Genomic DNA, 23,264 nt, shown 5'->3' with positions numbered 1-23,264 from the left:
TCCTGCCGGCGCCCGGGCGATCACTCGTAGGGAACGAGCTTGGCGCCCTCGACCTTGAACTTCAGATAGGGCTGGGAGGTGCGCTGACGATCGGCGTCGAGCTTGATCTCCCCGGTAGCACCGTCGAAGCCCTGCTTGCCGAGCTCGTCGATGGCCTTGAGCACGGCGGCATGATCGGTCGAGCCGGCCTTGTTGATGGCGGCGGCGGCGAATTCGACCGCGTCATGGGCATAGCCGCCATAGGCCGAGAGGAAGCCTTCCTTGTAGGCGGCCTCGTAGTCCTTCCTGTAGCTCTCGCCGCCGGCGCCGAGATAGCCGACATCCATGCCGATCAGGCCCTTCTTGAACTCGGCCGGGGTGTCCTTGTTCATCATGGTGATCAGGATCGAGTAGAACGGCTTTTCCTGCTGCAGGCCGAGCTCGAAGGCCTCCTGCATGATGAGCGCGCCTTCGGTGCCATAGGCGGTGAAGACGTAGGCGTCGGGCTTGGCCGCCTCGATCTGCTGGAGCTCGCGGCGATAGCTCGGCTGGCCGAGCGTATACATCACCGTGCTCAGTACCTTGCCGCCCTTGGCTTCGAAGTGCTTCCTGAACTCCTCGGCGACGCCCTGGCCGAAGGCGTTGTTCATGGCGAGGATGGTGACGTTCTTCCAGCCATGGCCGAGTACGTCCCGGGCGGCGAACTCCGTCGAGACATTGTCGAGGCCGACCATGGAATGGGAGGTCGCGCCGATCTTCCGCACGAGGCCCGAGGTCGACGCCGGATTGATGTGCGGGATGCCTTCCTGCACCAGATACTGGCCGAGCGGAATGGTGATACCCGAGCTGTACTCGCCGATCACCAGCGGAACCTTGTCGACCGAGACCAGTTTCTTGGCTGCGTCGATCGCGGTCTGCGGCTTGCCGCCGGAATCCTCGATGATGACCTTCAGCGGCTTGCCGAGGACGCCGCCTTTGGCGTTGACGTCCTTGACGGCGAGCTCGATGCCGCGGCGCTGATCCTCGCCAGTGGTGGCGCTGGCTCCCGAGAGGGGAATGATCGCTCCAAGGGTGAACTCATCCGCGGCAACTGCCGGCACAGCATGGAACAGCGCGCCAAGCGCGAGCACGCCCGCGAGGGATAGAAGCTTATTGTCCATGGAGGTTCCTGTCGCTTGACTTGTTTTGGCAGATTATCGAGCGCGGAACCGTAGAGTAAGACGTAATAAATCATCCAATATGACGATTTATACGAAATAATAGGCATTAGTCCGTTATTTATACGGATTAATGTTATAAATACCGGAAACTATTGATATTTCTGACAAGCTCCCGATGCCGGCCTGAATCGAAGCCCGCCATTCCGACGAGTGGATGGTCGATCGCAAGGGAGCGCCACCGGCCCGGCTGGGATCTGCCGGCGGCGTCGAGATAGAACTGTCGCGGGGCGGGGGAGGGCACGGGTCGGCGGCCGGTGTTGATGGTCGGTCGCGGCGCGCAGCCGGCTCTCGCGGCAAGACCTGCTGCGAGAGCCGGATGTGTGGCTCACCTCAAGTCGCGGCGCGTGGCTAGCCGGCGAAGCGGTCGGTGGCGCGGATCAACTGGTCGAGGATGCCGGGCTCGGTATAGGCGTGGCCGGCGCCTTCGATGAGGTGGAAGTCGGCGTCCGGCCAGGCCTTGTGCAAGGCCCAGGCATATTTCGCCGGGCAGGGCATGTCGTAGCGGCCATGCACGATCACGCCGGGAATGCCGGCGAGCTTGTGGGCGTCGCGCAGCAGCTGGCCGTCCTCCATCCAGGCGTCGTGATAGAAATAGTGATTCTCTACTCGTGCGAAGGCGAGCGCGTAGTGGCCGTCGTGATAGGGGGCGGTCAGCTCGGGGTTGGGCAGCAGCGTGATGGTCTCGCCTTCCCAGATCGTCCAGGCCTTGGCCGCCTCGAGCCTGGCCGTTTCGTCGGTGCCGGTAAGCAGCGCGCGATAGGCGCGAACCGGATCGGCACGCTCCGCCGGGGTCTTCAGGGGCGCGAGGAAGCGCTCCCATTTGTCGGGGAACATCTCCGAGACGCCGAAGCGGTAATACCAGTCGATCTCCGCGCGGGTGACGGTGTAGATGCCGCGCAGGATCAGCGCCGACACGCGCTTGGGATGGGTCTCGGCATAGGCGAGGGCGAGCGTCGAGCCCCAGGAGCCGCCGAATACCAGCCATTGCTCGTGGCCGAATTTTTCGCGCAGCCTTTCGATGTCGGCGACGAGGTGCCAGGTGGTGTTGGCCTCCAGCCCGGCATGCGGCGTCGAGCGGCCGCAGCCGCGCTGGTCGAACAGGGTGAGGTCGTAGCGGGCGGGATCGAACTGGCGGCGATGGTTCTCGCTGATGCCGGCGCCGGGGCCGCCATGCAGGAACACGGCCGGCGTGCCGCCCGGCGTGCCCACCCGCTCATAATAGATGGAATGTCCGTCGCCGACATCGAGCCAGCCGGTCTCGTAGGGCTCGATGACCGGGTAGAGAGTGCGAAGTTCGCTCATGGTTCGTTCTGAGATCAGAGGGAGGCCGCTGTGCGGCGGGCCTATTTGGGGGGCTCGAAATCGAAGGGCTTGGCCGGCTTGAATTCGGCCGTCGCGTTGCCGGAGAATACGTGATCCTGGACCGGGCCGAGATCGAGCTTCTTCACCGCGCCGGTAGTGGGCGAGAAGTCGATGGCCTTGAGATCGACCCAGAACGTGTTGGGCGTCAGCGCGGATTCGAAGAAATACAGCTTGCGCTTGTGGTCGAACACGGTGCGCCAGCGTGTGGAGGAGACGAAGGGCTGGTCCGGCGTCGTCAGCCCATAGGGCACCGACGCGTTGCGGATCACGCTGAACACGCTGGCGAGCGCGCGGTTCGGGTCTGGCCATTTCGGGATGGCGTTGACGTAGAAGGAGGCGCGGGCGAAGCGGTCCGCGGCGCGATTGGTGCCGGGCAATTGGTTCAGCCCGCCGATCTGCTTCCAATAGGCGTTGAGCGCCAGCTGCTGATCGTAGGTCGGCGAGTTGGTCATCACCTGATATTGCCGGTCGTGGTGGATGACCTGCTTGCCGTCGATATATTCGACGATGGCGCTGTCGCCGGTGGGGTCGGAGATCGACAGGTGCAGCGTCGCCATGCGGCTGCCGTCGGGCAGGGTGTCGCTGACCAGCACGAAGGGCTCGGCCTCAAGCGCCGTGACCGCTTCCGCCACGGTGGCGAAATTGTCGAGCACATATTGCGCCCAGGCGGCGATGGAGAGGCCCGGCTTGTTCGGATCGGCCGGCGGGTACTGGGATTCCGTCAGCCACAGCATATTGGCCATCAGCCCGGCCTCGTTGACGCCGTCCGTGGTGGAGATGTCGTAGCCGGAAGCGATCACGCTGCCATATTTCGAGGTCCAGTGCAGAGAGTTCGGCCCCCCCGCGCCGTCACGCTCCATGCCGCGCGGAAAGATCCAGAGATTGGTCAGTATATCCTGCGACCAGTCCATGGAGCGGGCGGTGATGACGTTGTCGTCGGTGCCGAGATAGACGAGCCGCGTGCAGGCGAAGGACGCTGCCGGCGCGATCGCCAGGCCGGTGGCGAGGGCGGCGGCGAGGAGGGAACGCGCGCGAGGTGACATCGACGACTCCTGTTTCACGGCCCCCATAAAGACCGCTTGGAGATATCCCGGCAAGATGGAGCGCTTGTGGCGCGCGGAGGGATGCCCGGCGGCGCCGGCCTCCGGGCCCGCAGATTACTCGGGGGGCGGAAGCTGCCTCCGTTACGACGGTCCCGTTCTGCGGTGACATTATGCCGTCAGAAGTGGTGGCGGGTGGAGGATGCAGCTTTTGGGATACAGTTCGGCGGGCTTGTCGCGGTCGTGTAACGCTCCGCGAGCCTTACTATATTGCCGAGTCTCCGTTTTGTTGTATCGTGGATCTATGCTCGATATGGGGGAGCGTCTACGACCAACGAGAATGACCATCTAAAGCAGCATATTCGAAGTAATTTCGAATTTAATCTGTTTCGGATGGGTGGAGAGAGACGGCTTGCCGAGCGAGGGTTGTGGCCGGCGAGCCGCGAGTGCGTTCGTTTCTCGTTTCCACATGTTGGTTGGAGCCTGCGGGCCCCACCGTCGTTCGGCTATTGATAAGGGGAAATCATGGCTACGTATACTTACGAATACTATTATGGCGTGAGCGGCGAGCACGGGACGAACATCAATACCTCGAACGAAGGTCCTGTATCGTTCACCATCGATGATGGCGATACGCTCGAGGTTGGTGAATCCATCACGCTTACGGTGGGCTCGGGCACCGTTACCGGAGTTTATCAGGGTATTTCGGACGCTGGAGACCCGTATTTCACCGTTTCAGGGCAATATTATTTCGGCTCCAGCACGGAATATACGAACGGCGCCAGCAACGCCCCAGCCTATACGGAAGAGGCGTTCTGCTTCCTCGCCGGCACGCTGATCGCGACGCCGGAAGGTCTCGTGGCGGTCGAGGACCTCGCCATCGGCGATCTCGTGCTGACCAGCGAAGGCCGCACCGTTCCGGTGAAGTGGATGGGCCGGCAGACCATCGTGTCGATGTTCGGCATGTCGGAAGCCCGCCGTCCGGTTGTCATCGCCGCCGGTGCACTGGGTGAGAACCTGCCCGCGTGCGACCTGCGCGTCACCCCCGACCATGCGCTGCTGCTCGACGGCGCGCTGGTGCAGGCCGGCGCGCTGGTCAACGGCACGACCATCCGCCGCATGACCGCGGCCGAGCTCGGCGAACGCTTCGTCGTCTACCACATCGAGCTCGAGAACCATGAGCTCGTGGTCGCCGAAGGCGTGGACGCCGAGACCTTCGTGGACAACGTCGCGCGCAAGCACTTCGACAACTACGCCGAGTTCGAGGCGCTGTTCGGCACGTCGCCGGCCTCCATTGCCGAGCTCGACCTGCCGCGCGTGAAGAGCGCCCGCCAGCTGCCGGCCTCGATCCGCGCCCGGGTGCAGGACGCGGCCGAGCGTCTGGCCCCGGCCCGGAACGTCGCGGCCTGATCGGACCGGAGCACATGGGCGGCGGAGCGTAATGGCGCCGCCGCGCCAGTTCCGAGGATGGCCGCTGCCCAGGCGGCCGTCCTCCTTGTACCCAGAACGACAAAAGCCCGGCGAGGAAGACGCGATGTCTCTCCCTCGCTGGGCTTTTTGCATTTGGCTTCAATCGCCAAGTCGATCAAATGGCCGGCATCCTGACCGCTTTTTGCCGGCCGGAGGCTCCAGATACTCCCTTGCTGGCGGGAGCAACGGGTACATCTCGCCACGCAAGGCGATCTTGCGGCTCTTTCGCTGGCCTGACGCCCTAGGAATACATCTGCAAAGTCCGAACCTCAGAGCCGGATCGTTTCATCCTCGATCCGATCCACCAGATGCCGGGACTGAACACTGGACCCGAGCTTCCAATGCCGCCGGCGAGTTTCGTACTGCCGGCATGAGCGACGTTCACTCTCGGCTCGGGACGGTGGCGGCCGCGATTTTGCCCAGGCACGATTGCCCGGGCGCGGTCTCGCCTTCAGGTGCCGGCCGGCGCGCCGTCTTTGTCGCATGTCTCAAGTGATCTGACGCTAGGTAATCTGCCGGCAGGCCGGAAGGAGCGCCCCCGAACGGGAGCGCTCCGCTCCTCTCAGAGCGCCAGCTCGCGCCGCAGCGTCTCCAGCCGCTCCATGGCGATGACGCCGTCGGCGATGGTCGGCGCCGCCGTCTCAATCCCCGCCAGTGCCGGCACCACGTCGGCGAGCAGCGAGTGATAGCCCTTCGGATCCTCATTCGCCGCGGCGGTGAAGTTCGGCTTCCAGGTGAGGGAATCCACGTCGTCGGCGAGGGTGGCGGCCGGATCGGCGATCTTGAAGGGCGGGTTGCGGTGCCAGCGGATCTCGATGACGTCCTCGACCTCGATGCGCTGATGGTCGCCCATCAGTTCGATCCGCTCCACCGGCGTGCCGCGCGACTGGATGGTACCCATGGCAATGTTGCCGATCGCCCCGCATTCGAACTCGAAGCCGACATGGAACAGCACCCGGCCGGGGGTCTTCTCGACCTTCCGTGCGGAAATCGTCTTCACCGGCGAGACCAGGAAGGAGACGAGATCCATGTAATGCACGCAGTGGTGCAGGAAGAAGCCGGTATAGTCGACGTTACCGACGAAGTATCCCGGCGCGGTCATGTAGTAGCCGGTAATGCCCAGCACGTCGCCGAAGCGGCCGGACCGCACGATGTTCGCGGCCATCTTGTTGCCGACCGAATAGCGCTTCATGAAGCCGACCAGCAGCGGCTTCTTCGCCTTCTCCGAGGCGGCGAGCAGCTCGCGCGCGCCGGCGGCGGTGCCCGACGGCGGCTTCTCCATGAAGACGCCGAGCCCGCGCTCCAGCGCCTTCTTGCCGAAGGCGAGGTGCTGGTCGGGACCAACAGCCATGCCCACAGCGTCGAGGCCGGGGGTGGCCAGCAGCGTCTCGACATCGCTGGTGAGGTTCGTCACGCCGAACTGCCGGCCGGCATCGGTGAGGCGGGCGCCGTCGATGTCGCACAGCGCGGTGAGCTTCACGTCATGGCGGACGAGTTGCGGCAGCAGCATCTGGGTGGCGTGGATGCCGCAGCCGATCCAACCGATATTGAGGGTCATCGACGGTATTCCGTGAGGGTGATGTGGGACTTCATGAAGGCGACGCTGGCCGAGAGGCGGTCGCTCTCGTCCTCATGCGGGGCGCGCCACTGCGCGAAGGGCACGCCGAAGCGGTCGTCGCGGCGGCGGAACGGCTCCAGCGAGATCGGGCCGGCATAGCCGATCTCGTGCAGCGCGCGGCACACCGCCACCCAGTCGGTGGCGCCGGTGCCGGGGAAGCCGCGATGGTTCTCGTTGGCCTGGAAATGCACCACACGGCCGGCGGCGAGGCGGATCGCTTCCGGGATCGAGCTCTCTTCCATGTGCATGTGGAAGGTGTCGAGCATCAGCTGGATGGCGGGGTGATCGACGGCATCCAGTAGCTCGATCGCCTGCTGGGTGGTGCACAGCACGTCGCTTTCGAAGCGGTTCAGCGGCTCGACGGCGAGCAGGATGCCGTGCTTCGCTGCGTAGTCGCCGGCCTCGCGCAGTCCGTCGACGCAGCGCTGCTTGCGGGCGAGGCGTTCCTCCTCCGCCACCGGCTGCGGCGGCCGGCCGGCGAACACCAGCGGGTTGCCGGTGAGCGGGCCACCGACGATCTTCGCGCCGAGCGCCACCGCCTGGTCGACGGTGTATTTCAGGTAGTCGATGCCGGCCCGGTGCGCGTCCGCCTCGGCGGAGGAGAGGTTGCGCTGGAGATTGACACGCGCGGCGAGCACCACATCGAGCCCGGCCTCGTCGAGCGCCTTGCGGGCCACCTTGGCATCGATCTCGCCGACCTCGGGCACCAGCAGCTCGACGAAATCGTAGCCGTGGTCGCGCATGCGGGCGAAGAGCGGGAAATGCTCGGCCGTGAAGGGCCGGGCATATTGCATGGAGATCAACCCTATCGGGTTCATTGCAGACGTCCTCGGTCGAGCCCGCGTCGCGAGATTGCGGCGGCGGGGGTGTTGCGTCAGCCCTTCACGGCGCCCTGGGTCATGCCGCCGATGAGGTGGCGCTGGACGAAGAGGAAGAGCAAGGTGGCGGGGAGGGCGCCGACCACCGCGCCGGCGGCGAGCAGGCCCCATTCAATCTGGTACTCACCGATCAGCGTCTGGATCGCGACGGTGACCGGGCGCACGTTCCGCCCGCCCAGCGTCAGCGCGTAGAGATATTCGTTCCAGGCGGTGATGAAGATGTAGATGCCGGTGGAGATGATGCCCGGCACCATCAGCGGCAGCACGATCCGGCGCAGCGTGGTGAGCCGCGAGCAGCCATCGGTCATCGCCGCCTCGTCGAGGCTCTTCGGGATGGCGCCGACATAGCTGGTCAGCATCCACACCGCGAACGGAATGGCGACAGTCGAATTGGCGAGGATCAGCGCGAAATGGGTGTCGAGCAGCCCGAAGCGCCGCATCAGCACGAAGAGCGGCAGGATCAGCAGCACCACCGGGAACATGTTGATGAGCAGGAATTGCAGCATCAGCAACCGCCGGCCGGGGAAGCGGAAGCGCGAGAAGGCATAGGCGGCGGCGACCGCCACCACCAGGCCGAGCACCATGGTGCCGGTGGCGATGATCAGGCTGTGCAGCATGTTGGTGAGGAAGGAGGTCTGCCCGAGCAGCCGCCAGTAATTGTCGAGGCTCCAGCCGGCCGGCGACAGCGAGACACCACTGGAGACGATCTGCGCCGAGGGGGTCAGCGAGGTCAGGATCATCCAGGCGAAGGGCGCCATGGCGAACAGCACGATCAGCGCCACCGGCAGGTCGGTGGTGAGAATGCGGCGCAGCGTCGAGGGCTTGTTCATTTCTCCACCTCGCGCATGGTGCGGGCCAGATAGACGGCGACGAAGCTGCCGAGCAGGATGGTGAAGGTGACGGCGATGGCGGTGCCGTAGCCGAAATCGAGGTTCTGCCGCGCCTTGATGAAGGCGTAGAGCGGCAGAGTGTGGGTGGAGTAGCCGGGCCCGCCGCCGGTCATCACGAAGATGACGTCCATCGAGTTCGCTACCCAGATCACCCGCAGCAGGCCGGCGGTGGCGAGCACCGGCATGATGCCGGGCAGGGTGATGTGCAGGAACTGCCGCCAGGACGAGGCGCCGTCGAGCGAAGCGGCTTCATACTGGCTCTTGGGGATGCCCTGCAGACCGGCGAGGATCATCACCGCGAAGAAGGGGAAACCCTGCCAGGTGAGCGTGGCGATCACCGCATAGAGCGCGAGATGCGGGTCGGCCAGCCACGGCACGGCGCCCTGCACGACCGAGAGATAGATCAGCAGATCGTTGAGCACGCCGGTATTGGGATCGTAGATCCAGCGCCACATCAGCGCGATCACCACGCTGGGCAGCGCCCAGGGAATGATGATCAGCGCGCGGGCGACGCTGCGCCAGGGGAATTCGCGGTTCAGCAGGATAGCGGTGACGAGGCCGAGCCCCATCTGCAGCGGCACGGTGAGGCCGATCCAGATCACGGTGTTCCACAGCGCGGTCCAGAACACCGGGTCGCTGAACAGCTTGATGTAGTTGCCGAACCCGACGAAGCGGCTGGCATTCGGCCGGAACAGGATCAGGTCGTAGAAGCTGGTGATCACGGCTTGCGCCATCGGCAGGAAGACGATGACGGCGGTCACCACCACGGCCGGCGCCAGCAGCCAATAGGGGGTGAGATGCGCCCGGCGCCAGAAGGGGCCGGGGCTTTCGGCAGCGCGTGTGGGGGTGACGATCGACATACTGAATTCCGTGGCTGTCGCGCGTGGAGAGAGGTTCCGGCCACCGGCCGGAACCTGATGCATCACGGGGCGTCGGCGTGGGGCCGAACCCGGGGGATCACTGCGCGACGAGTGCGTTCAGCTCTTCCATCATCTGCTGCGAGGAGATCTGCCCGGTCAGGGCCCGCTGCATGGCGGTCTGCCAGGCGGTGTTCACGAACTCCGAGGTGGCGGCGTTCTGCGGCAGCACATGCGCAAAGGGCAGGGACTCTACCGTGGCGTCGACGAAACGGCGCTCATGCAGCTTCCAGTCCTTGGCGCCGCTCTTGGTCACCGTCATCTGACCGGTGGCGCTGTTGAAGGCGACGTTGTTCTGCCCTTCCGCAAGGAAGGAGATCCACTTCCACGCCGCGTCCTTGTGCGGCGAGGCGGAGAACACCGCCAGCGATTCATCGCCATAGGAGGTCCAGCGACCGTCGCCGCATTTCGGCACCGGCACCGCCGACACCTTGTCGCCGAGCGCCGCCACGAGATCCTTGGACGAGCCGATGTGGTGGATGGTCATCGCGGTCTTGCCGGCCTTGAAGGCGCCGATGATCTCCTGGAAGCCGTCATTCGGCGCCGAGGGCGGGATCACCTTGTCCTTGCGGAACAGGTCGATCACCCACTGGTTGGCGGCGACCGCCTGCGGGTTGGTCAGCCCGCCCGGCTTGAGCGCGCCGCCCTGCGAGAACACGAAGGCGCCCCACTGGTCCCAGCCGCCCTTGCCGCCGCGCAGGCCGAAGCCATAGACATCCGGCGCCTTGGTCAGCTTGATCGCCGCGTCGCGGAAATCTTCGCAGGTCGCTGGTGGCTTGAGGCCGGCGGCGGCGAACATGTCGGTGCGGTAGTAGAGGTACAGGACGACATACTGGACAGGCAGGTAGTACTGCGTGCCGTCCGGGCCCTTGTTCAGCTCCAGCAGGTTGTCGAGCAGGTCGGCCTTGCCGGGCCAGGCATTGATGCGATCGCCCAGCGGCTCGAGCGCGCCCATCTCGACGAGACGCGGCTGCGCGAACAGCTTCACCATCGCCGCGTCCGGCGCGTTGCCGCCGATCAGCGCGGTGTAGAGATTGTCGTAATAGCTGTTCCAGGGAACGTTCTCGGCCTCGACCTTGATCCCCGGATTGGCCTTCTCGAACTTCGCCACCAGCTCCGACATCGGATTGGCCGGATTGTCGAAGTGGTACCAGAAGCGGACCGTCTCAGCGTTGGCCGAGCCGGTTGCCATCGCGGCGGCGAATGTGGCGGCGACGGCGAGGCCGGCCGCAAATTTCTTTAGAAGTCCCATGATGCGCTTCCTCCATTGGTTCAGATTTTTGCTTGGTTCTTGATTGTTGTTGCGACCTCGCCCGCCACCTTCAGCGCCTCACGCGCCGCGGCGAGTTCGTTCGTGTTCTGCAGGAATCCGTGGGTGACGCCGGGCACGACGTCGAAACGGTCGGCGCGGCCCAGCGCCTTCAGCCGGGCATCGAGCGCGACCGTGTCGGAAAATAGCGGGTCGACGCCCGCCGCCATCAGATAGAGCGGCGGCAACGCGGCCAGCGCGGCATCGGAGGCGGCGAGGGGGCAGGCGAGGGGATCGCCGACCAGATCGCGCCCGGCGACATACCAGTCCCAGTAGCGGCCCATCCGCGCGGTGGTGAGGCCCGGCCCGTTCTCGAAGCGGCGATAGGACGAGCCGGTGAGATCGGTCGTGTAGTTGCCGTAGAACAGCAGCGCGCCGTCCGGCAGATCCTGCCCGGCGGCCTGCTCGTGCAGCATGGCGGCGAGGGCGAGATTGGCGCCGGCGGAATCGCCGGAAACCAGCACCGGCCCTTCCGCTCCCTCGACTGCGCCGGCGAGCACCGCTCGCAGCGTCGCCACTGTGTCGAGCAGGCCGGCGGGATAGGGGTTCTCCGGCGCAAGACGGTAATCCGGCAGCACGACGCGCATGCGGGCCTCGTTCGCCAGTACCCGCGCGCAGCGCTCATGCGTCGCCGGCGAGCAGAAGGCGAAGCCGCCGCCATGCACGAACAGGAGGGTGCCGGGCTCGGCTCCGTGCGGCGTCAGGATGCGCAGGCGGACCTCGGCGGAACTGAGCGCCGCATCGGCGGGGAGTATCGCCTCGCGATCACCAGCCATCTCCGGCAGGTTGACGTTCCAGCGCCGGTTGTTCTGAGCGGCGAGGGCGCGGCCCTCCGCCGCCGGCAGCAGCGTCGCGTCGGGCTGCGGGCCGGTTTCGGCGGCGACCTTGTCGAGCAGCGCCCGCATGTCGGCGGAGAGGACGCCGGGATCGAGGGTCATTGCTGCGTCTCCGGAAACACGTCGGGTCCGAAGTCGACGATGGTGGCGATGTGGCGGCGCATGGCGGCGGAGGCGCGGGCGATGTCGCCGCTGGCGATCGCGTCGATCAGGCTGCGATGGCGGTGAGCCGTTGCCTGCAGGTCGCGGACGCCGCGGCTGCGGGAGATCTTGAAGCGGTGATTGTGCACCAAGCAGCGGTGCAGGATCGGATCGAGCGCCGGCAGCCGGGCGTCCTGGAGGATGCGACGGTGGAAGTCGCGGTCGATGGAGGCGAGCAGCAACTCGTCATCGGCATCGGCGGCTTGGAGCATCTGCGCCATCATGGCGTTGAGATCATCGATCAGCGATGCACTGGGCGAGCGCATGACGCGCGGCAGGCCGGCGCATTCGATGTGGTCGCGCAGTCGGAACATTTCGACCGCCTCGTCCTCGGTGCAGTCGGACACCTGGGTGCCGCGATGCCCCTGACGGCGCACCAGTCCCTCCTCCTGCAACTGCAGCAGGGCCTCGCGCACCGTGCCCTGGCTGCACTGGAAGTGGGCGGCGAGGTCGAGCTCGGTGAGGCCTGTGCCGGCCGGCAGCGTGCCGAGCATGATGTCGCGCTTCAGCGCGTTGAACGCCGCGCTGGCCTTGGGCGGCCTGCTGGCGCCTCTGCTCGGGGATTTGGTGGAAAAATACACCATCGGGCGTGCCGGTTCCGTGTTGCCTCAGGGGCAGATTATCATTATCGATAATGATAACGATAATTCAGTCAAGCACGAAACGGCAAGTCGAGGAGGAAAACGATGTCGGCCATAGCCCTGAAGGGTGTGCGTAAGTCCTATGGCGACGTGCAGGTGATCCGCAGCATCGACATCGAGATCGAGAGCGGCGAGTTCCTGGTGCTGGTGGGGCCGTCCGGCTGCGGCAAGTCGACCCTGCTGCGCATGATCGCCGGTCTCGAGGAGATCACCGGCGGCGATCTGGTCATCGCCGGCACGCGGGTGAATGCGCTGCCACCGGCCCAGCGGGACATCGCCATGGTGTTCCAGGACTACGCGCTCTATCCGCATATGAGTGTGGAGGACAACATGTCCTTCGGCCTCAAGATGCGCGGCGCCAATGAGAATGAGGTGGAGCGGCGCGTCGGGCAGGCGGCCGACATCCTCAAGCTGCGGGACTATCTGAAGCGCCGCCCGTCGCAGCTCTCCGGCGGCCAGCGCCAGCGCGTCGCCATGGGCCGCGCCATCGTGCGCGAGCCGGCGGCCTTCCTGTTCGACGAGCCGCTGTCCAATCTCGACGCGGCGCTGCGGGTGGAGATGCGGCTGGAGATCGCCAAGCTGCACAGCCGCATGAAGGCGACCACCGTCTATGTCACCCACGACCAGGTGGAGGCGATGACGCTCGCCGACCGCATCGTGGTGATGAATGCCGGCCATGTGGAGCAGATCGGCGCGCCGCTACAGCTCTATCACAAGCCGGAGACCCTGTTCGTCGCCCGCTTCATCGGCAGCCCGACCATGAACACGCTGCCGGGCGTGGCGTCGGTGTCGGCGGACGGCAGGGCGCTGGAGGTGCTCCGGGGCACGATCGCGCTCGAGCAGGAGGCGTCGATTCGTGACGGCCAACCGATCGTGCTCGGCGTGCGGCCGGAGGATCTTTCGCTCTGCGGAGGCGGCGAGGCGTGGTTCGCCGGCGAGATCGCCGTCGCCGAGCGGCTGGGCAGCCAGACCTACGCCTATGTCGATATCGGCCACACCCGCATGCTGACCATCGAATGCCCGCGTGACGCCGAGATCCATGTCGGCGACAAGGTGCATGTGCGCGGCAACGCGGCCAAGCTGCACATCTTCGACGAGGCGACCGGCCAGCGGCTGAACTGAGCGACGAGGCGGCCCGCCCTTGTGGTGGGCCGCGCTTCAGGCGCGAATCGAAGAAGCCGAATCAACCGTCTGAGATACAAAAGAAAAGGGCGCCGCGAGGCGCCCTTTGTCATTTCCGCAGAAGCGGCAGGATCACTTGATCTTGCCTTCGCGGAACTCGACGTGCTTCTTCGCGACCGGGTCGTACTTCTTCACGACCAGCTTGTCGGTCATCGTGCGGGAGTTCTTCTTCGTCACGTAGAAGAAGCCGGTGTCGGCGCTCGAATTGAGCCTGATCTTGATGGTCGTTGCCTTGGCCATGACCGGCCTCCTGAAAGTGGCACGCGACCCAGTGTCGGGATCGCGTCGAAATCATCGGGGTCGCGCGGCAGCGATGCCGCTCGTTGAGCGTCCGTATCCTTGATCGGCGCCCAATTGTCAAGGAATGCGTGCGGTGGAACGGTCGCGGACCAGCTGGATCGCGACCACCAGCACGTAGAAGGCCAGCATCGCCGCGAGGGTGAAGGCGAAGCCGTCCGGTCCCATCAGGCCCATGCCGGTGCCCACCGTCACCGGGCCGGCGATGAGGCCGATGGAATACAGCATCACGAAGGCCGCATTGGCGGTGGCGAGGGCGCCACCATGGAACCGCTCCCCCAGCAGCGCCAGGCCGACCGTGTACATGCCGCAGACGATTCCGGTCATGGTGAACATCGTCGCCATTAGCGCGACGCTGCCGATGGCGAGGAAGGGAATCAGCGCCGCGCCGCCGAATCCGACCAGCGCGCAGGCGAGCAGCACCTTGCGCCGGTCCATGCGATCGCTGATGAGGCCGAGCGGGATCTGGAAAGCGACATTGCCGAGTTCGGCGATGGTCAGCAGCAGCGCCGCCTCGCCCTCGCCGAGCCCGCGCCGCAGCCCGTAGAGCGGCAGGAAGTTGACGAGGCCGGTTTCCACCGCGCCGAAGACGAAGGCCGCGAGCGTCGCGGCGGGGGCGAGCCGCATCAGGCTCAGCACGCCGCGCGAGCCTTCCTTCTCGATCACCGGGGCCTGCGAGGCGCCGATCATCACCGGTATGGAGGCGAGGACGAAGAAGGTGGCACCGACGAGATAAGGGGCCCAGCCGCTGGTGCCGACCAGCGAGAGGATGGCCGGCCCACCGGCAAACCCGAAGGCCAGCGTCGTCGCGTAGATGCCGATGACGAGGCCGCGGCGGTTGGCCGGGGCGGCGGCGTTGATCCAGAACTCGCTGACCACGAACAGCACGCAGAGCGAGGCACCGAACAGGAAGCGCAGCGGAAACCACAGCACGAAGGCGTCGGTGACCTTGAAGGCGATGAGGCTGGCGGCCCCGAGCGCCACCGCGCCCATCATCATCGGCCCGGCGCCGAAGCGGCGCACCAGATCCGGCAGGAACGGCGCCGTGACGATGGTGGCGATGCCGCCAATGGCGGTGTTCAGGCCGATCCAGGTGCTGGAGATGCCGCGCGCGTCGAGCTCCAAGGCGAGCAGCGGGATCGAGAGGGCAAGGCCGAGCCCCACGACCGAGATCGCGGCGATCGCCGCCGCGAGCGAGGCGATGTTGGTGCGTTCGACGGATAGATCGGCATGCATGGGACGCGACGGCTCACCAAGGGACAGGCCGTCGGCTTTAGAACATGTCCGGCGAAAACTGAATGACTATTGTGATCACATTCGCCGGTTGCGACCTGCGGTCACTCCAGCGCCTCGCGCATCATGCGACCATGCCGGGTAACGTAGTACGGCACCGGCAGCCAGGGCTTGTTGCCGCCGGCGAGGCGGGTCTCCACCTCTTCGAGGATGGCGTGGGTGATGGTCGGTACCTCGGCCTTCTTGGCTTCAGCGAGGGTCAGCCAGGCGAGCTCGACGAACTCCGACTGCGGTCCGACCACGTCGGGCAGGCGGTGGGCGATCTCGGAGGCGTCCGCCATGAAGAAGCGGGTATCGAAGCGGCGCGACAGTCCCGGCGGGGTAACCGCGCGGGCGACGAAGCTCAGCGCCTCCAGATTGGGGAAGGCGCCGGCCTGCGCGAAGGCCTCCCAGCCGGCGGGCATCGCGTCGGGCGCGCCGGCCTCGCGCGAGCCGATGACGAGGCCGGTCTCCTCGCAGGTCTCGCGAATGGCGGCGAGCGCCAGCGCACGGGCGCGCGCGAGGCTGGGGCGCACCACGCGCTCCTGCAGCCGACGCTCCGACACGCTGTCGAGCATGCCATAGACCGGCACGTTGCGATCCTGCGGGTCGACGCGGCCACCGGGAAACACCAGCTTGCCAGGCATGAATTTCTGCGCCGGGTTGCGGCGGCCGAGCAGCACGCGCGGGGTGCGCGCCGAGCGATCAACCAGGATCAGCGTCGCGGCATCTACCGGGCGGCGATAGGGGTGGGAGGTGTCGGGGCGGGCGACGGCGAAGCGGGCGGAAACGTCGATGGCGGTCATGTGGGACGAGCGAGTCCTGGCGTGCGGCGGCTGGGGGGAACGGGGTCGTGCTCTTCGCTGGCGGGGTCGAAGCCGTGCATGCGCAGCGCCCACTGGTAGCCGATCAACGCCCCCTTTACCGGCGGCAATAGCAGCAGGCTGAGGATGAGCGTGAGTGGCAGCCATACGGCCATGTGCACCCATTGCGAGGGATGCCAGGCGATCTCGACCGCCAGCACCGACGGCACGATGATGTGGCCGACAATGGTGATCACCATGTAGGGCGGCGCGTCGTCGGCGCGGTGATGCCACAGCTCCTCGCCGCAGGCGGCGCAGCGCTCATTGACCTTCAGATAGGAGCTGAACAGCGGGCCTTCGCCGCATTTCGGGCAGCGCAGGCGGAAGCCGTTCTTCATCGCCGGGCCGACCGGCCGGTGCGGCTGAATGCTCATGCGGACGGCACTCCTTGCCGGGCTTCCGGTTCTCAGCGCGATCAGCGGCGCTTGCCGATCTTGGGCGGGCCGCGCCGTGCAGGGCCGGCGTCCCGACGGATGCCGCGCGGTCCCTTGCGCGGCGGCGCGCCCCTACCGGCCTTTACATAGTCGCCCTCGCTCAGAAGCTCAAACCGCAAGGCGCCCGCCACCGGCGCCGCCTCGACCAGCTTCACCTCCACCCGGTCGCCGAGCCGGTGCATCTCGCCGGTCCGTTCGCCTATCAGCGCGTGCCGGCTCTCGTCGTACCAGTAATAGTCCTGCCCGAGCGTCGCCGCCGGGATGAAGCCGTCGGCACCGGTGTCGTCGAGCGCGACGAAAAGCCCCGCCTTGGTGACGCCGGCTATGCGCCCCTTGAAGGTGGCGCCGATCTGCTCAGCCATATGATGGGCGATCAGCCGGTCGATGGTTTCGCGCTCTGCGGTCATGGCGCGGCGCTCGCTGGCCGAGATGCGGGCGGCGATCTCGGCGAGCTGCTCCGGCGTGGTGTTCTCCGGCAGCCCGTCCGGGCCGAGGTCGAGGGCGCGGATCAGCGCGCGATGCACGATGAGGTCGGCATAGCGGCGGATCGGCGAGGTAAAATGCGCGTAGCGGCGCAGATGCAGGCCGAAATGGCCGTAATTCTCGTTGGCGTATTCCGCTTGTGCCTGGCTGCGCAGGATCACCTGGTTGACCAGCGGCGCCAGCTCGGTGCCGTCGACGCGGGCGAGGATGTCGTTGAAATGCGCCGGGCGCACCGTCTCGGTCTTGGGCAGAGCGATGTCGAGCGTCTTCAGGAAGTCGCGCAGCGCCGACACCTTCTCCATGGAAGGCTGGTCGTGCACGCGGTAGACGAGGGGGATGTGCTTCTCCTCCAACGTCTCGGCGGCGGCGACATTGGCGAGGATCATGAATTCCTCGATCAGCTTGTGCGCGGCGAGCCGCTCGGGCACCACCACCCTGTCGACCGTGCCGTCCGGCTTCAGCAGGATCTTGCGCTCCGGCAGGTCGAGCTCCAGCGGGTTGCGGGCGTCGCGCGCCTTCTTCACCAGCGCATAGGCGGCGTAGAGCGGCTTGAGGATCGGCTCGACGATGGTGTCGGTGATGTCGTCCGTCCGGCCATCGATGGCGGCCTGCGCCTGCGCATAGGCGAGCTTGGCGGCCGAGCGCATCATCACCCGGTGGAAGGTATGGCTCTTCTTGCGGCCATTGGCGCCGATGACCAGCCGCACCGCCATGGCCGGCCGGTCTTCCAGTGGACGTAGCGAGCATAGATCGTTGGAGATGCGCTCGGGCAACATCGGCACTACGCGGTCGGGGAAGTAGACCGAGTTGCCACGCGCCAGCGCTTCCTTGTCGAGCCCGCTGCCGGGATGGACGTAATGCGCCACGTCGGCGATGGCAACGGTGACGATATAGCCGCCTTCATTGGCCGGATCCTCGTCCGGCGCGGCGTGGACGGCGTCGTCATGGTCCTTGGCGTCGGGCGGGTCGATGGTGATCAGCGGCAGCTCGCGCCAGTCCTCGCGGCCCCGCAGCGTGGCTGGCCGCGCCTTCTCCGCCTCGGCCAGCGCCTCGCGACGGAACACGTTGGGAATGCCGTGCGCGTGGATGGCGATGAGGCTGATCGCCTTCTCGGTCGAGATCGAGCCGAGCCGCTCCCTCACCTTGGCGGTCGGTAGGCCGTAGGCGTGGTGGCGGGTGATCTCCACCGCCACCAGATCGCCGTCCTCCGCCTCGCCCTCGGCGCCGGGGGGCACGGCGAGCTCGCGGCCCATATGGCGCTTGTCGACCGGAATGATGCGCCCGCCGGCATCCGGCCTGCTCTTGTCGGCGCGGTAGATGCCGAGCACCTGCGCGCGCGCCTTCTCGATGAGCTTCAGCACCCGGCCGGTGTGGCGGATGCGGCCATCCGCCTCGGGAATTTCCTCGGTCTTGAGCAGCACCCGGTCGCCGATGGTAGGGGCCGGGCCGGCGAGACGGCCGCGACGTGCCAGCTTCACCAGGATGCGCGGCGCCTTGCCATGCTCTTCCGTATCCCAGTCGATGGGTTCAGCGATCAGTTCGCCGTCCTCGTCGCGCTCCACCACTTCGGCCATCACCACGGCGGGCAGGGCGCCGGCGAGGTGCAGCTTCTTGTGCTTGCGGCCGACGAGGCCTTCCTCGGACAACTCGCGCAGCATCGCCTTCAGCGCGATGCGGTCGCCGCCGTCGAGCCCGAAGGCGCGCGAAATCTCGCGCTTGCCGACCTCGCCGCCATGGGAGGCGATGAAGGCGGTGAGGTCGTCCTTGCTCGGTAGCCCCTTCGGCAGGCGGGGGGCGGCGGGCTTGCGGACTTTCGGCTTGATGGGCTTGCGCACGATTCTCGCATTCCTCGAAGAGTTCCGCCGACGCTAAACGTTACGTCCCGCCGCGTCGACCTTTCCGCGCGGGACGCTATTTATCACCCGACCGCTTTTTCCGCTTCGTGATGGCGCCGAAGGCGGTCCAACCCTTGCCAATCGGTGGCGAGGGAGCCAATTTGCGCCGCCATCACCCGGGGGGCCGGGAAGGAACCGCATCAATGGATGCCCGCTCGTCCGCTTCGGAGCCGGGACAGCTCTCGCACGCCGAAATAAGGAGCATCCTGATCGGCGTCATGCTGGCCATGTTCCTCAGCGCGCTGGAACAGACCATCGTCGCCTCGGCGCTGCCGACCATCGGCCTCGCCTTTGGCGACATGGAAAACGTGCCGTGGATCGTCACCTCCTACCTGCTGACTGGCACGGCGGTGACGCCGCTGGTCGGCAAGCTGGCCGACATCCATGGGCCGCGACCGATCCTTCTGGGCAGCATCGGCCTGTTCATCGGCGGGTCGATCCTGTGCGCGCTGGCGCCGAGCATGATCTGGCTGATACTGGGCCGCGCGGCGCAGGGCTTTGGCGGCGGCGGGCTGATCGCGCTCGCCCAGACTATCATCGGCCTGATCGTGGCGCCGAAGGAGCGCGGCCGCTACCAGGCGTTCTTCGCCGTGGTGTTCATCACCTCCAGCGTCGCCGGGCCGGTGCTGGGCGGCTTCTTCGCCGAGCACCTGCACTGGTCGCTGATCTTCTGGCTCAACGTGCCGCTCGGCCTCGCCGCCGCCTATATGAGCGACAGCGTGCTGCACCGCCTGCCGGCGCACCACCATCCGCACCGGCTCGACATCATCGGCGCGCTGCTGCTCTGCGCGGCGGCGATGGCGCTGATGCTGGCGCTGAGCTGGGGCGGCCAGGTCTATCCGTGGGTATCGATGCAGGTGCTGGGCCTGCTCGCCGGCTCGCTGCTGCTGTGGTGCCTGCTCGGCCTGCGGCTCGCGACAGCGCGTGAGCCGCTGATCCCGCTTTCCATCCTGTTCAATCGCGTCGTCGGGCCGGGCGTGCTGGCGGCGGCGATGGCGATCGGCTCGATGATCGGCCTGTCGGTCGAACTGCCCTTCTATTTCGAGGGCGTGCTGGGCTTCACCGCCAGCCAGTCCGGCTCGGCGCTCATTCCGCTGCTGGCCGGCGTGGTGGTCGGCGCCACCAGCACCGGCCGGATGATGGGGCGCGTGCAGCACTACAAGCGGGTGCCGCTGGTGGGCATGTCGAGCGCGGTGGTCGCGCTGGCGATCCTGGCGCTGTTTCCCCGCGACGTGAGCTTCGCCGGCCTGGCGGTGCTGATGGCCGTCACCGGCGCCGGCCTCGGCACCGTGCTGCCGGTGGTGACGGTGAGCGTGCAGAACGCGGTGCCGCTGCCGCAGATCGGCACCGCGACGGGGGTGCAGAATTTCTTCCGCTCGCTGGGCGGCGTGGTGCTGGCCGCGGTGTTCGGCGCCATCGTGCTCGGCGCCTCCGGCCTGACCGGGCATCAGCTGCTGGACGGTTTCCGGCAGGGCACGGTCGACGCTGGCGCGCTGACGCAGGCGTTCCGCTTCGTCTTCGCCGGGGCGTCGCTGGCGCTGGCGATCGGCCTCGTCGGGCTGATCTTCATGGAGGAGCGGCCGCTGCGCAGCCATAGCGGGCCGGCGCCGATCGAGTGACCGGCGCCGCGCCCTGCGGCGTCAGTCGGCCTTAGCGGCCGCCTTGCGCTTGGCGGGAGCCTTGGCCGCCGTACTCTTGGCTTTCGCGGGAGCCTTCCGGGCGGCAGTCTTCTTGGCGCCGCCCTCGGTATCCGCGGCGGCGGCCTTGGTGGTCTTGGCCGCGCTTCGACGCGCCGGTTTGGCCGGAGCCGAGCCAGCCTTGGCGGTCAGCAATTCGACGGCCTGCTCCATCGTCACGCTGTCCGGATCGAGGCTTTTGGGCAGCGTCGCATTGACCTTGCCATGATTGACATAGGGCCCGAAGCGGCCGGGGCGCACCGTTACCGGCCCGCCGAGCGTCGGGTGCTCGCCGAGCTCGCGTCCGCCCGCCGCCGCGCCGCCGCGCCGGGGACCCTTGTTCTGCTTATCGGCGATCAGCGACACCGCCCGATTGAGCCCGATGGCCAGCACGTCGTCGCCGGCGTCGAGATTGGCGTAGATTCGACCATGCTGCACATAGGGGCCGAACTTGCCGATGCCGGCGAGAATCGCCGTGCCATCATCGGGATGACGGCCGATCTCGCGCGGCAGCGACAGCAGTGCGAGCGCGGTCTCGAGGTCGACATCGGCCGGCGCGAGTCCCTTGGGCAGGCTGGAGCGCTTGGGCTTCTCGCCGTCCTTGCCCTCGCCGAGCTGGAGATAGACGCCGAAGCGCCCGTCCCGCAGCGTGACTTCCAGCCCGGTGACCGGATCGGTGCCGAGCACGCGGGTGCCGTTGGTCTCGGCCTCGCCATTCTCACCGTTCTGGGCGGCCAGCGGGCGGGTGTACTTGCATTCGGGATAGTTCGAGCAGCCGATGAAGGCGCCGAACTTGCCGACCTTGAGCGACAGGTGCCCGGTGCCGCAGGTGGGGCACAGGCGCGGATCGCTGCCATCTTCCTTGGGCGGGAAGATGTGGGCGGTGAGCAAATCGTCGAGCCGCTCGATCACCTCGGAGACGCGCAGATCCTTGGTCTCGCCCACGGCGGCGGAGAAATCGCGCCAGAAGTCGCGCAGGACCTGCTTCCAGTCGAGGTCGCCGGCCGAGATCTGGTCGAGCTTCTCCTCGAGATCGGCGGTGAAGTCGTACTCGACATAGCGGTCGAAGAAGCTCTCCAGGAAGGCGGTAACCAGCCGGCCCTTGTCCTCCGGCACGAGCCGGCGCTTGTCGAGCTTCACATATTCGCGCTCGCGCAGCACGGCGAGCACCGAGGCATAGGTCGAAGGTCGGCCGATGCCGAGCTCTTCCATGCGCTTGACCAGCGAGGCTTCCGAATAGCGCGGCGGCGGCTCGGTGAAGTGCTGATCGGTGGCGATGCCCTTGTTGGCGAGCTTCTCCTGCGCCGACATGGCGGGAAGGCGACGGTTCTCGTCGTCCTCCTCGTCGTCGTCACGCCCCTCGCGATAGAGGGTGAGGAAGCCGTCGAACTTGACCACCTGGCCGGTGGCGCGCAGCTCGATGTTGCGGCCGGCGGCCGTCGCGTCGATGTCGACGGTGGTGCGCTCCAGCTCGGCCGATTCCATCTGGCTGGCGATGGTACGCAGCCAGATCAGCTCGTAGAGCTTCGCCTGGTCGCCCTCCAAATAGCGCAGGACGTCCTTTGGCCGGCGGTCGAGGTCGGTGGGGCGCACGGCTTCGTGCGCTTCCTGGGCGTTCTTCGCCTTGGCGGTGTATTTGCGCGGGGCGGACGGTACGTAGCGGTCGCCATAGTCGCGGCCGATCACCGAGCGCGCGGCGGAGACCGCCTCCGGCGCCATGTCGACGCCGTCGGTACGCATATAGGTGATGAGGCCGACGGTCTCGCCGCCGATATCGACGCCCTCATACAACCTCTGCGCGATGCGCATGGTGATCGCCGGGGCAAGGCCGAGCTTGCGGCTCGCCTCCTGCTGCAGGGTCGAGGTGGTGAAGGGCGGATAGGGATGCCGGCGGGCGGGCTTCGCCTCGACCGAGCGGACGGTGAAATCCGCCTTGTCCAGCGCGGCGCGGAAGGCGGCGGCCTCCTCGGCGGTGCCGACGTCGAGGCGCCCGATCTTCTTGCCGTCGGCGCCGACGAGGCGTGCCTCGAACACATCGTTGCGCGGCGTCGCCAGCTTGGCGGCGATGGACCAGTACTCGCGCTTGACGAAGGTCTCGATCTCGCGCTCGCGGTCGCAGACGAGGCGCAGCGCCACCGACTGCACCCGGCCCGCCGAGCGGGCGCCCGGCAGCTTGCGCCACAGCACCGGCGACAGGGTGAAGCCGACGAGATAATCGAGGGCGCGGCGGGCGAGATAGGCGTCCACCAGCGCTGCATCGATCATGCGCGGATGGCGCATGGCGTCGAGCACCGCCTGCTTGGTGATGGCGTTGAAGACCACGCGGGAGATCGGCTGGTCCTTGAGTGCCCTCTTTTCCTTGAGGATTTCAAGGACATGCCAGGAAATCGCTTCGCCCTCGCGATCCGGGTCGGTGGCGAGGATGAGGCCATCGGACCCCTTCACCGCGCGAGCGATGTCGGACAGGCGCTTCTGCGCCTTGGGGTCGACGTCCCACAGCATGCGGAAATCCGCTTCGGGGTCGACCGAGCCGTCCTTGGCGGGCAGATCGCGCACATGGCCATAGGAGGCGATCACTTCATATCCCGGTCCGAGATATTTGTTGATCGTCTTCGCCTTGGCAGGGGATTCGACGATGACGACCTGCATGCGCCCGTGACGTCCTTCGGTTCAGTGTCCAGCCCAGAAAACGGCCGGGAAAATGGGGTAGGCGGTCCAAGCTGTCAAATGGACGATGGAGGAAAACAGCGAGGTGGGTGTCGGCGGTGTCCCATCGTCATTACTCAGGTACGCGTATAGGT

19 protein-coding genes are annotated in these 23,264 nt (G+C 66.7%); 3 read left to right on the top strand and 16 right to left on the bottom strand.

Annotated elements, in window-relative coordinates; genetic code table 11:
* Positions 1 to 20 precede the first annotated feature (20 nt).
* The 3 genes from LGR54_RS07965 to LGR54_RS07955 form a co-directional block, all read right to left on the bottom strand.
* Positions 21 to 1,139 (bottom strand): ABC transporter substrate-binding protein, encoded by a 1,119-nt coding sequence (locus LGR54_RS07965; protein ID WP_230361399.1) that lies wholly within the window; start codon positions 1,137 to 1,139, stop codon positions 21 to 23.
* A gap of 408 nt (positions 1,140 to 1,547) precedes the next feature.
* The gene (pip, locus tag LGR54_RS07960; RefSeq protein WP_230361398.1) at positions 1,548 to 2,501 is read right to left on the bottom strand and encodes a prolyl aminopeptidase; all 954 of its coding nucleotides are present in this window, start codon (positions 2,499 to 2,501) and stop codon (positions 1,548 to 1,550) included.
* Positions 2,502 to 2,542: 41 nt separating this feature from the next.
* A complete protein-coding gene (locus LGR54_RS07955; RefSeq protein ID WP_230361397.1) occupies positions 2,543 to 3,604 on the bottom strand; it encodes a linear amide C-N hydrolase in 1,062 nt (353 codons plus the stop codon).
* A gap of 555 nt (positions 3,605 to 4,159) precedes the next feature.
* Between LGR54_RS07955 and LGR54_RS07950 the strand changes: the two genes are divergently transcribed.
* On the top strand, positions 4,160 to 5,011 hold the full coding sequence (locus tag LGR54_RS07950) for a Hint domain-containing protein (protein WP_230361396.1): 852 nt from the start codon (positions 4,160 to 4,162) through the stop codon (positions 5,009 to 5,011).
* Between the two features lie 622 nt (positions 5,012 to 5,633).
* Here LGR54_RS07950 and LGR54_RS07945 read toward each other — a convergent pair.
* From LGR54_RS07945 to LGR54_RS07915, 7 genes are all read right to left on the bottom strand, one after another.
* Entirely contained in the window at positions 5,634 to 6,629 is a 996-nt protein-coding gene (locus tag LGR54_RS07945) for a Gfo/Idh/MocA family protein (RefSeq protein ID WP_230361395.1), read from the bottom strand.
* Positions 6,626 to 7,507, bottom strand: coding sequence for a sugar phosphate isomerase/epimerase (locus LGR54_RS07940; RefSeq protein WP_230361394.1), 882 nt, complete (start codon positions 7,505 to 7,507; stop codon positions 6,626 to 6,628). The genes LGR54_RS07945 and LGR54_RS07940 overlap by 4 nt, the downstream gene beginning before the upstream one ends.
* 56 nt (positions 7,508 to 7,563) lie before the next feature.
* On the bottom strand, positions 7,564 to 8,397 hold the full coding sequence (locus LGR54_RS07935; RefSeq protein WP_230361393.1) for a carbohydrate ABC transporter permease: 834 nt from the start codon (positions 8,395 to 8,397) through the stop codon (positions 7,564 to 7,566).
* The gene (locus LGR54_RS07930) at positions 8,394 to 9,317 is read right to left on the bottom strand and encodes a carbohydrate ABC transporter permease (RefSeq protein WP_214006761.1); all 924 of its coding nucleotides are present in this window, start codon (positions 9,315 to 9,317) and stop codon (positions 8,394 to 8,396) included. The genes LGR54_RS07935 and LGR54_RS07930 overlap by 4 nt, the downstream gene beginning before the upstream one ends.
* A gap of 97 nt (positions 9,318 to 9,414) precedes the next feature.
* The gene (locus tag LGR54_RS07925) at positions 9,415 to 10,626 is read right to left on the bottom strand and encodes a sugar ABC transporter substrate-binding protein (protein ID WP_230361392.1); all 1,212 of its coding nucleotides are present in this window, start codon (positions 10,624 to 10,626) and stop codon (positions 9,415 to 9,417) included.
* Positions 10,627 to 10,646: 20 nt separating this feature from the next.
* The gene (locus LGR54_RS07920) at positions 10,647 to 11,621 is read right to left on the bottom strand and encodes an alpha/beta hydrolase (RefSeq protein WP_230361391.1); all 975 of its coding nucleotides are present in this window, start codon (positions 11,619 to 11,621) and stop codon (positions 10,647 to 10,649) included.
* Positions 11,618 to 12,304 (bottom strand): GntR family transcriptional regulator, encoded by a 687-nt coding sequence (locus LGR54_RS07915; RefSeq protein ID WP_230361390.1) that lies wholly within the window; start codon positions 12,302 to 12,304, stop codon positions 11,618 to 11,620. Before LGR54_RS07915 ends, LGR54_RS07920 begins: the two co-directional genes overlap by 4 nt.
* A 102-nt stretch (positions 12,305 to 12,406) precedes the next feature.
* Between LGR54_RS07915 and LGR54_RS07910 the strand changes: the two genes are divergently transcribed.
* Positions 12,407 to 13,483 carry an ABC transporter ATP-binding protein gene (locus LGR54_RS07910; protein WP_230361389.1) on the top strand — a complete coding sequence of 359 codons (1,077 nt, stop codon included), beginning with the start codon at positions 12,407 to 12,409 and terminating at the stop codon, positions 13,481 to 13,483.
* Between the two features lie 132 nt (positions 13,484 to 13,615).
* Here the strand turns inward: LGR54_RS07910 and rpmG are convergent, their stop codons facing one another.
* From rpmG to rnr, 5 genes are all read right to left on the bottom strand, one after another.
* Positions 13,616 to 13,783: a 50S ribosomal protein L33 gene (gene rpmG, locus LGR54_RS07905; protein WP_214006766.1), complete on the bottom strand. Its 168-nt coding sequence runs from the start codon at positions 13,781 to 13,783 to the stop codon at positions 13,616 to 13,618.
* A gap of 117 nt (positions 13,784 to 13,900) precedes the next feature.
* Positions 13,901 to 15,076 (bottom strand): MFS transporter, encoded by a 1,176-nt coding sequence (locus tag LGR54_RS07900; RefSeq protein WP_230361388.1) that lies wholly within the window; start codon positions 15,074 to 15,076, stop codon positions 13,901 to 13,903.
* A gap of 101 nt (positions 15,077 to 15,177) precedes the next feature.
* Positions 15,178 to 15,918, bottom strand: coding sequence for an NUDIX domain-containing protein (locus LGR54_RS07895; RefSeq protein ID WP_230361387.1), 741 nt, complete (start codon positions 15,916 to 15,918; stop codon positions 15,178 to 15,180).
* Positions 15,915 to 16,349: a DUF983 domain-containing protein gene (locus tag LGR54_RS07890; protein ID WP_230361386.1), complete on the bottom strand. Its 435-nt coding sequence runs from the start codon at positions 16,347 to 16,349 to the stop codon at positions 15,915 to 15,917. Before LGR54_RS07890 ends, LGR54_RS07895 begins: the two co-directional genes overlap by 4 nt.
* Positions 16,350 to 16,390: 41 nt before the next feature.
* Positions 16,391 to 18,727, bottom strand: a complete 2,337-nt coding sequence (gene rnr, locus LGR54_RS07885) for a ribonuclease R (protein ID WP_230361385.1) — start codon at positions 18,725 to 18,727, stop codon at positions 16,391 to 16,393.
* A 203-nt stretch (positions 18,728 to 18,930) separates the two neighbouring features.
* Between rnr and LGR54_RS07880 the strand changes: the two genes are divergently transcribed.
* A complete protein-coding gene (locus LGR54_RS07880) occupies positions 18,931 to 20,406 on the top strand; it encodes an MDR family MFS transporter (RefSeq protein ID WP_214006771.1) in 1,476 nt (491 codons plus the stop codon).
* 21 nt (positions 20,407 to 20,427) lie between these two features.
* Here LGR54_RS07880 and topA read toward each other — a convergent pair whose 3' ends face one another.
* Positions 20,428 to 23,112, bottom strand: a complete 2,685-nt coding sequence (gene topA, locus LGR54_RS07875; RefSeq protein WP_230361384.1) for a type I DNA topoisomerase — start codon at positions 23,110 to 23,112, stop codon at positions 20,428 to 20,430.
* Positions 23,113 to 23,264: the final 152 nt, after the last annotated feature.

Source organism: Ancylobacter sp. Lp-2, assembly GCF_020523795.1.
Taxonomy (GTDB): Bacteria; Pseudomonadota; Alphaproteobacteria; order Rhizobiales; family Xanthobacteraceae; genus Ancylobacter.
Note: the sequence above shows the minus strand (reverse complement) of the source record. Positions and strands in the feature narration are given on the sequence as shown.

Excerpts from the sequence above, each read along its gene's own strand:
- LGR54_RS07965 (WP_230361399.1), bottom strand. The coding sequence starts at position 1,139 with ATGGACAATAAGCTTCTATCCCTCGCGGGCGTGCTCGCGCTTGGCGCG.
- LGR54_RS07935 (WP_230361393.1), bottom strand. The coding sequence starts at position 8,397 with ATGAACAAGCCCTCGACGCTGCGCCGCATTCTCACCACCGACCTGCCG.
- LGR54_RS07955 (WP_230361397.1), bottom strand. The coding sequence starts at position 3,604 with ATGTCACCTCGCGCGCGTTCCCTCCTCGCCGCCGCCCTCGCCACCGGC.
- LGR54_RS07915 (WP_230361390.1), bottom strand. The coding sequence starts at position 12,304 with ATGGTGTATTTTTCCACCAAATCCCCGAGCAGAGGCGCCAGCAGGCCG.
- LGR54_RS07890 (WP_230361386.1), bottom strand. The coding sequence starts at position 16,349 with ATGAGCATTCAGCCGCACCGGCCGGTCGGCCCGGCGATGAAGAACGGC.
- LGR54_RS07945 (WP_230361395.1), bottom strand. The coding sequence starts at position 6,629 with ATGACCCTCAATATCGGTTGGATCGGCTGCGGCATCCACGCCACCCAG.
- LGR54_RS07920 (WP_230361391.1), bottom strand. The coding sequence starts at position 11,621 with ATGACCCTCGATCCCGGCGTCCTCTCCGCCGACATGCGGGCGCTGCTC.
- LGR54_RS07880 (WP_214006771.1), top strand. The coding sequence starts at position 18,931 with ATGGATGCCCGCTCGTCCGCTTCGGAGCCGGGACAGCTCTCGCACGCC.
- LGR54_RS07940 (WP_230361394.1), bottom strand. The coding sequence starts at position 7,507 with ATGAACCCGATAGGGTTGATCTCCATGCAATATGCCCGGCCCTTCACG.
- LGR54_RS07895 (WP_230361387.1), bottom strand. The coding sequence starts at position 15,918 with ATGACCGCCATCGACGTTTCCGCCCGCTTCGCCGTCGCCCGCCCCGAC.
- pip (WP_230361398.1), bottom strand. The coding sequence starts at position 2,501 with ATGAGCGAACTTCGCACTCTCTACCCGGTCATCGAGCCCTACGAGACC.
- LGR54_RS07910 (WP_230361389.1), top strand. The coding sequence starts at position 12,407 with ATGTCGGCCATAGCCCTGAAGGGTGTGCGTAAGTCCTATGGCGACGTG.
- LGR54_RS07930 (WP_214006761.1), bottom strand. The coding sequence starts at position 9,317 with ATGTCGATCGTCACCCCCACACGCGCTGCCGAAAGCCCCGGCCCCTTC.
- LGR54_RS07925 (WP_230361392.1), bottom strand. The coding sequence starts at position 10,626 with ATGGGACTTCTAAAGAAATTTGCGGCCGGCCTCGCCGTCGCCGCCACA.
- rpmG (WP_214006766.1), bottom strand. The coding sequence starts at position 13,783 with ATGGCCAAGGCAACGACCATCAAGATCAGGCTCAATTCGAGCGCCGAC.
- LGR54_RS07900 (WP_230361388.1), bottom strand. The coding sequence starts at position 15,076 with ATGCATGCCGATCTATCCGTCGAACGCACCAACATCGCCTCGCTCGCG.
- topA (WP_230361384.1), bottom strand. The coding sequence starts at position 23,112 with ATGCAGGTCGTCATCGTCGAATCCCCTGCCAAGGCGAAGACGATCAAC.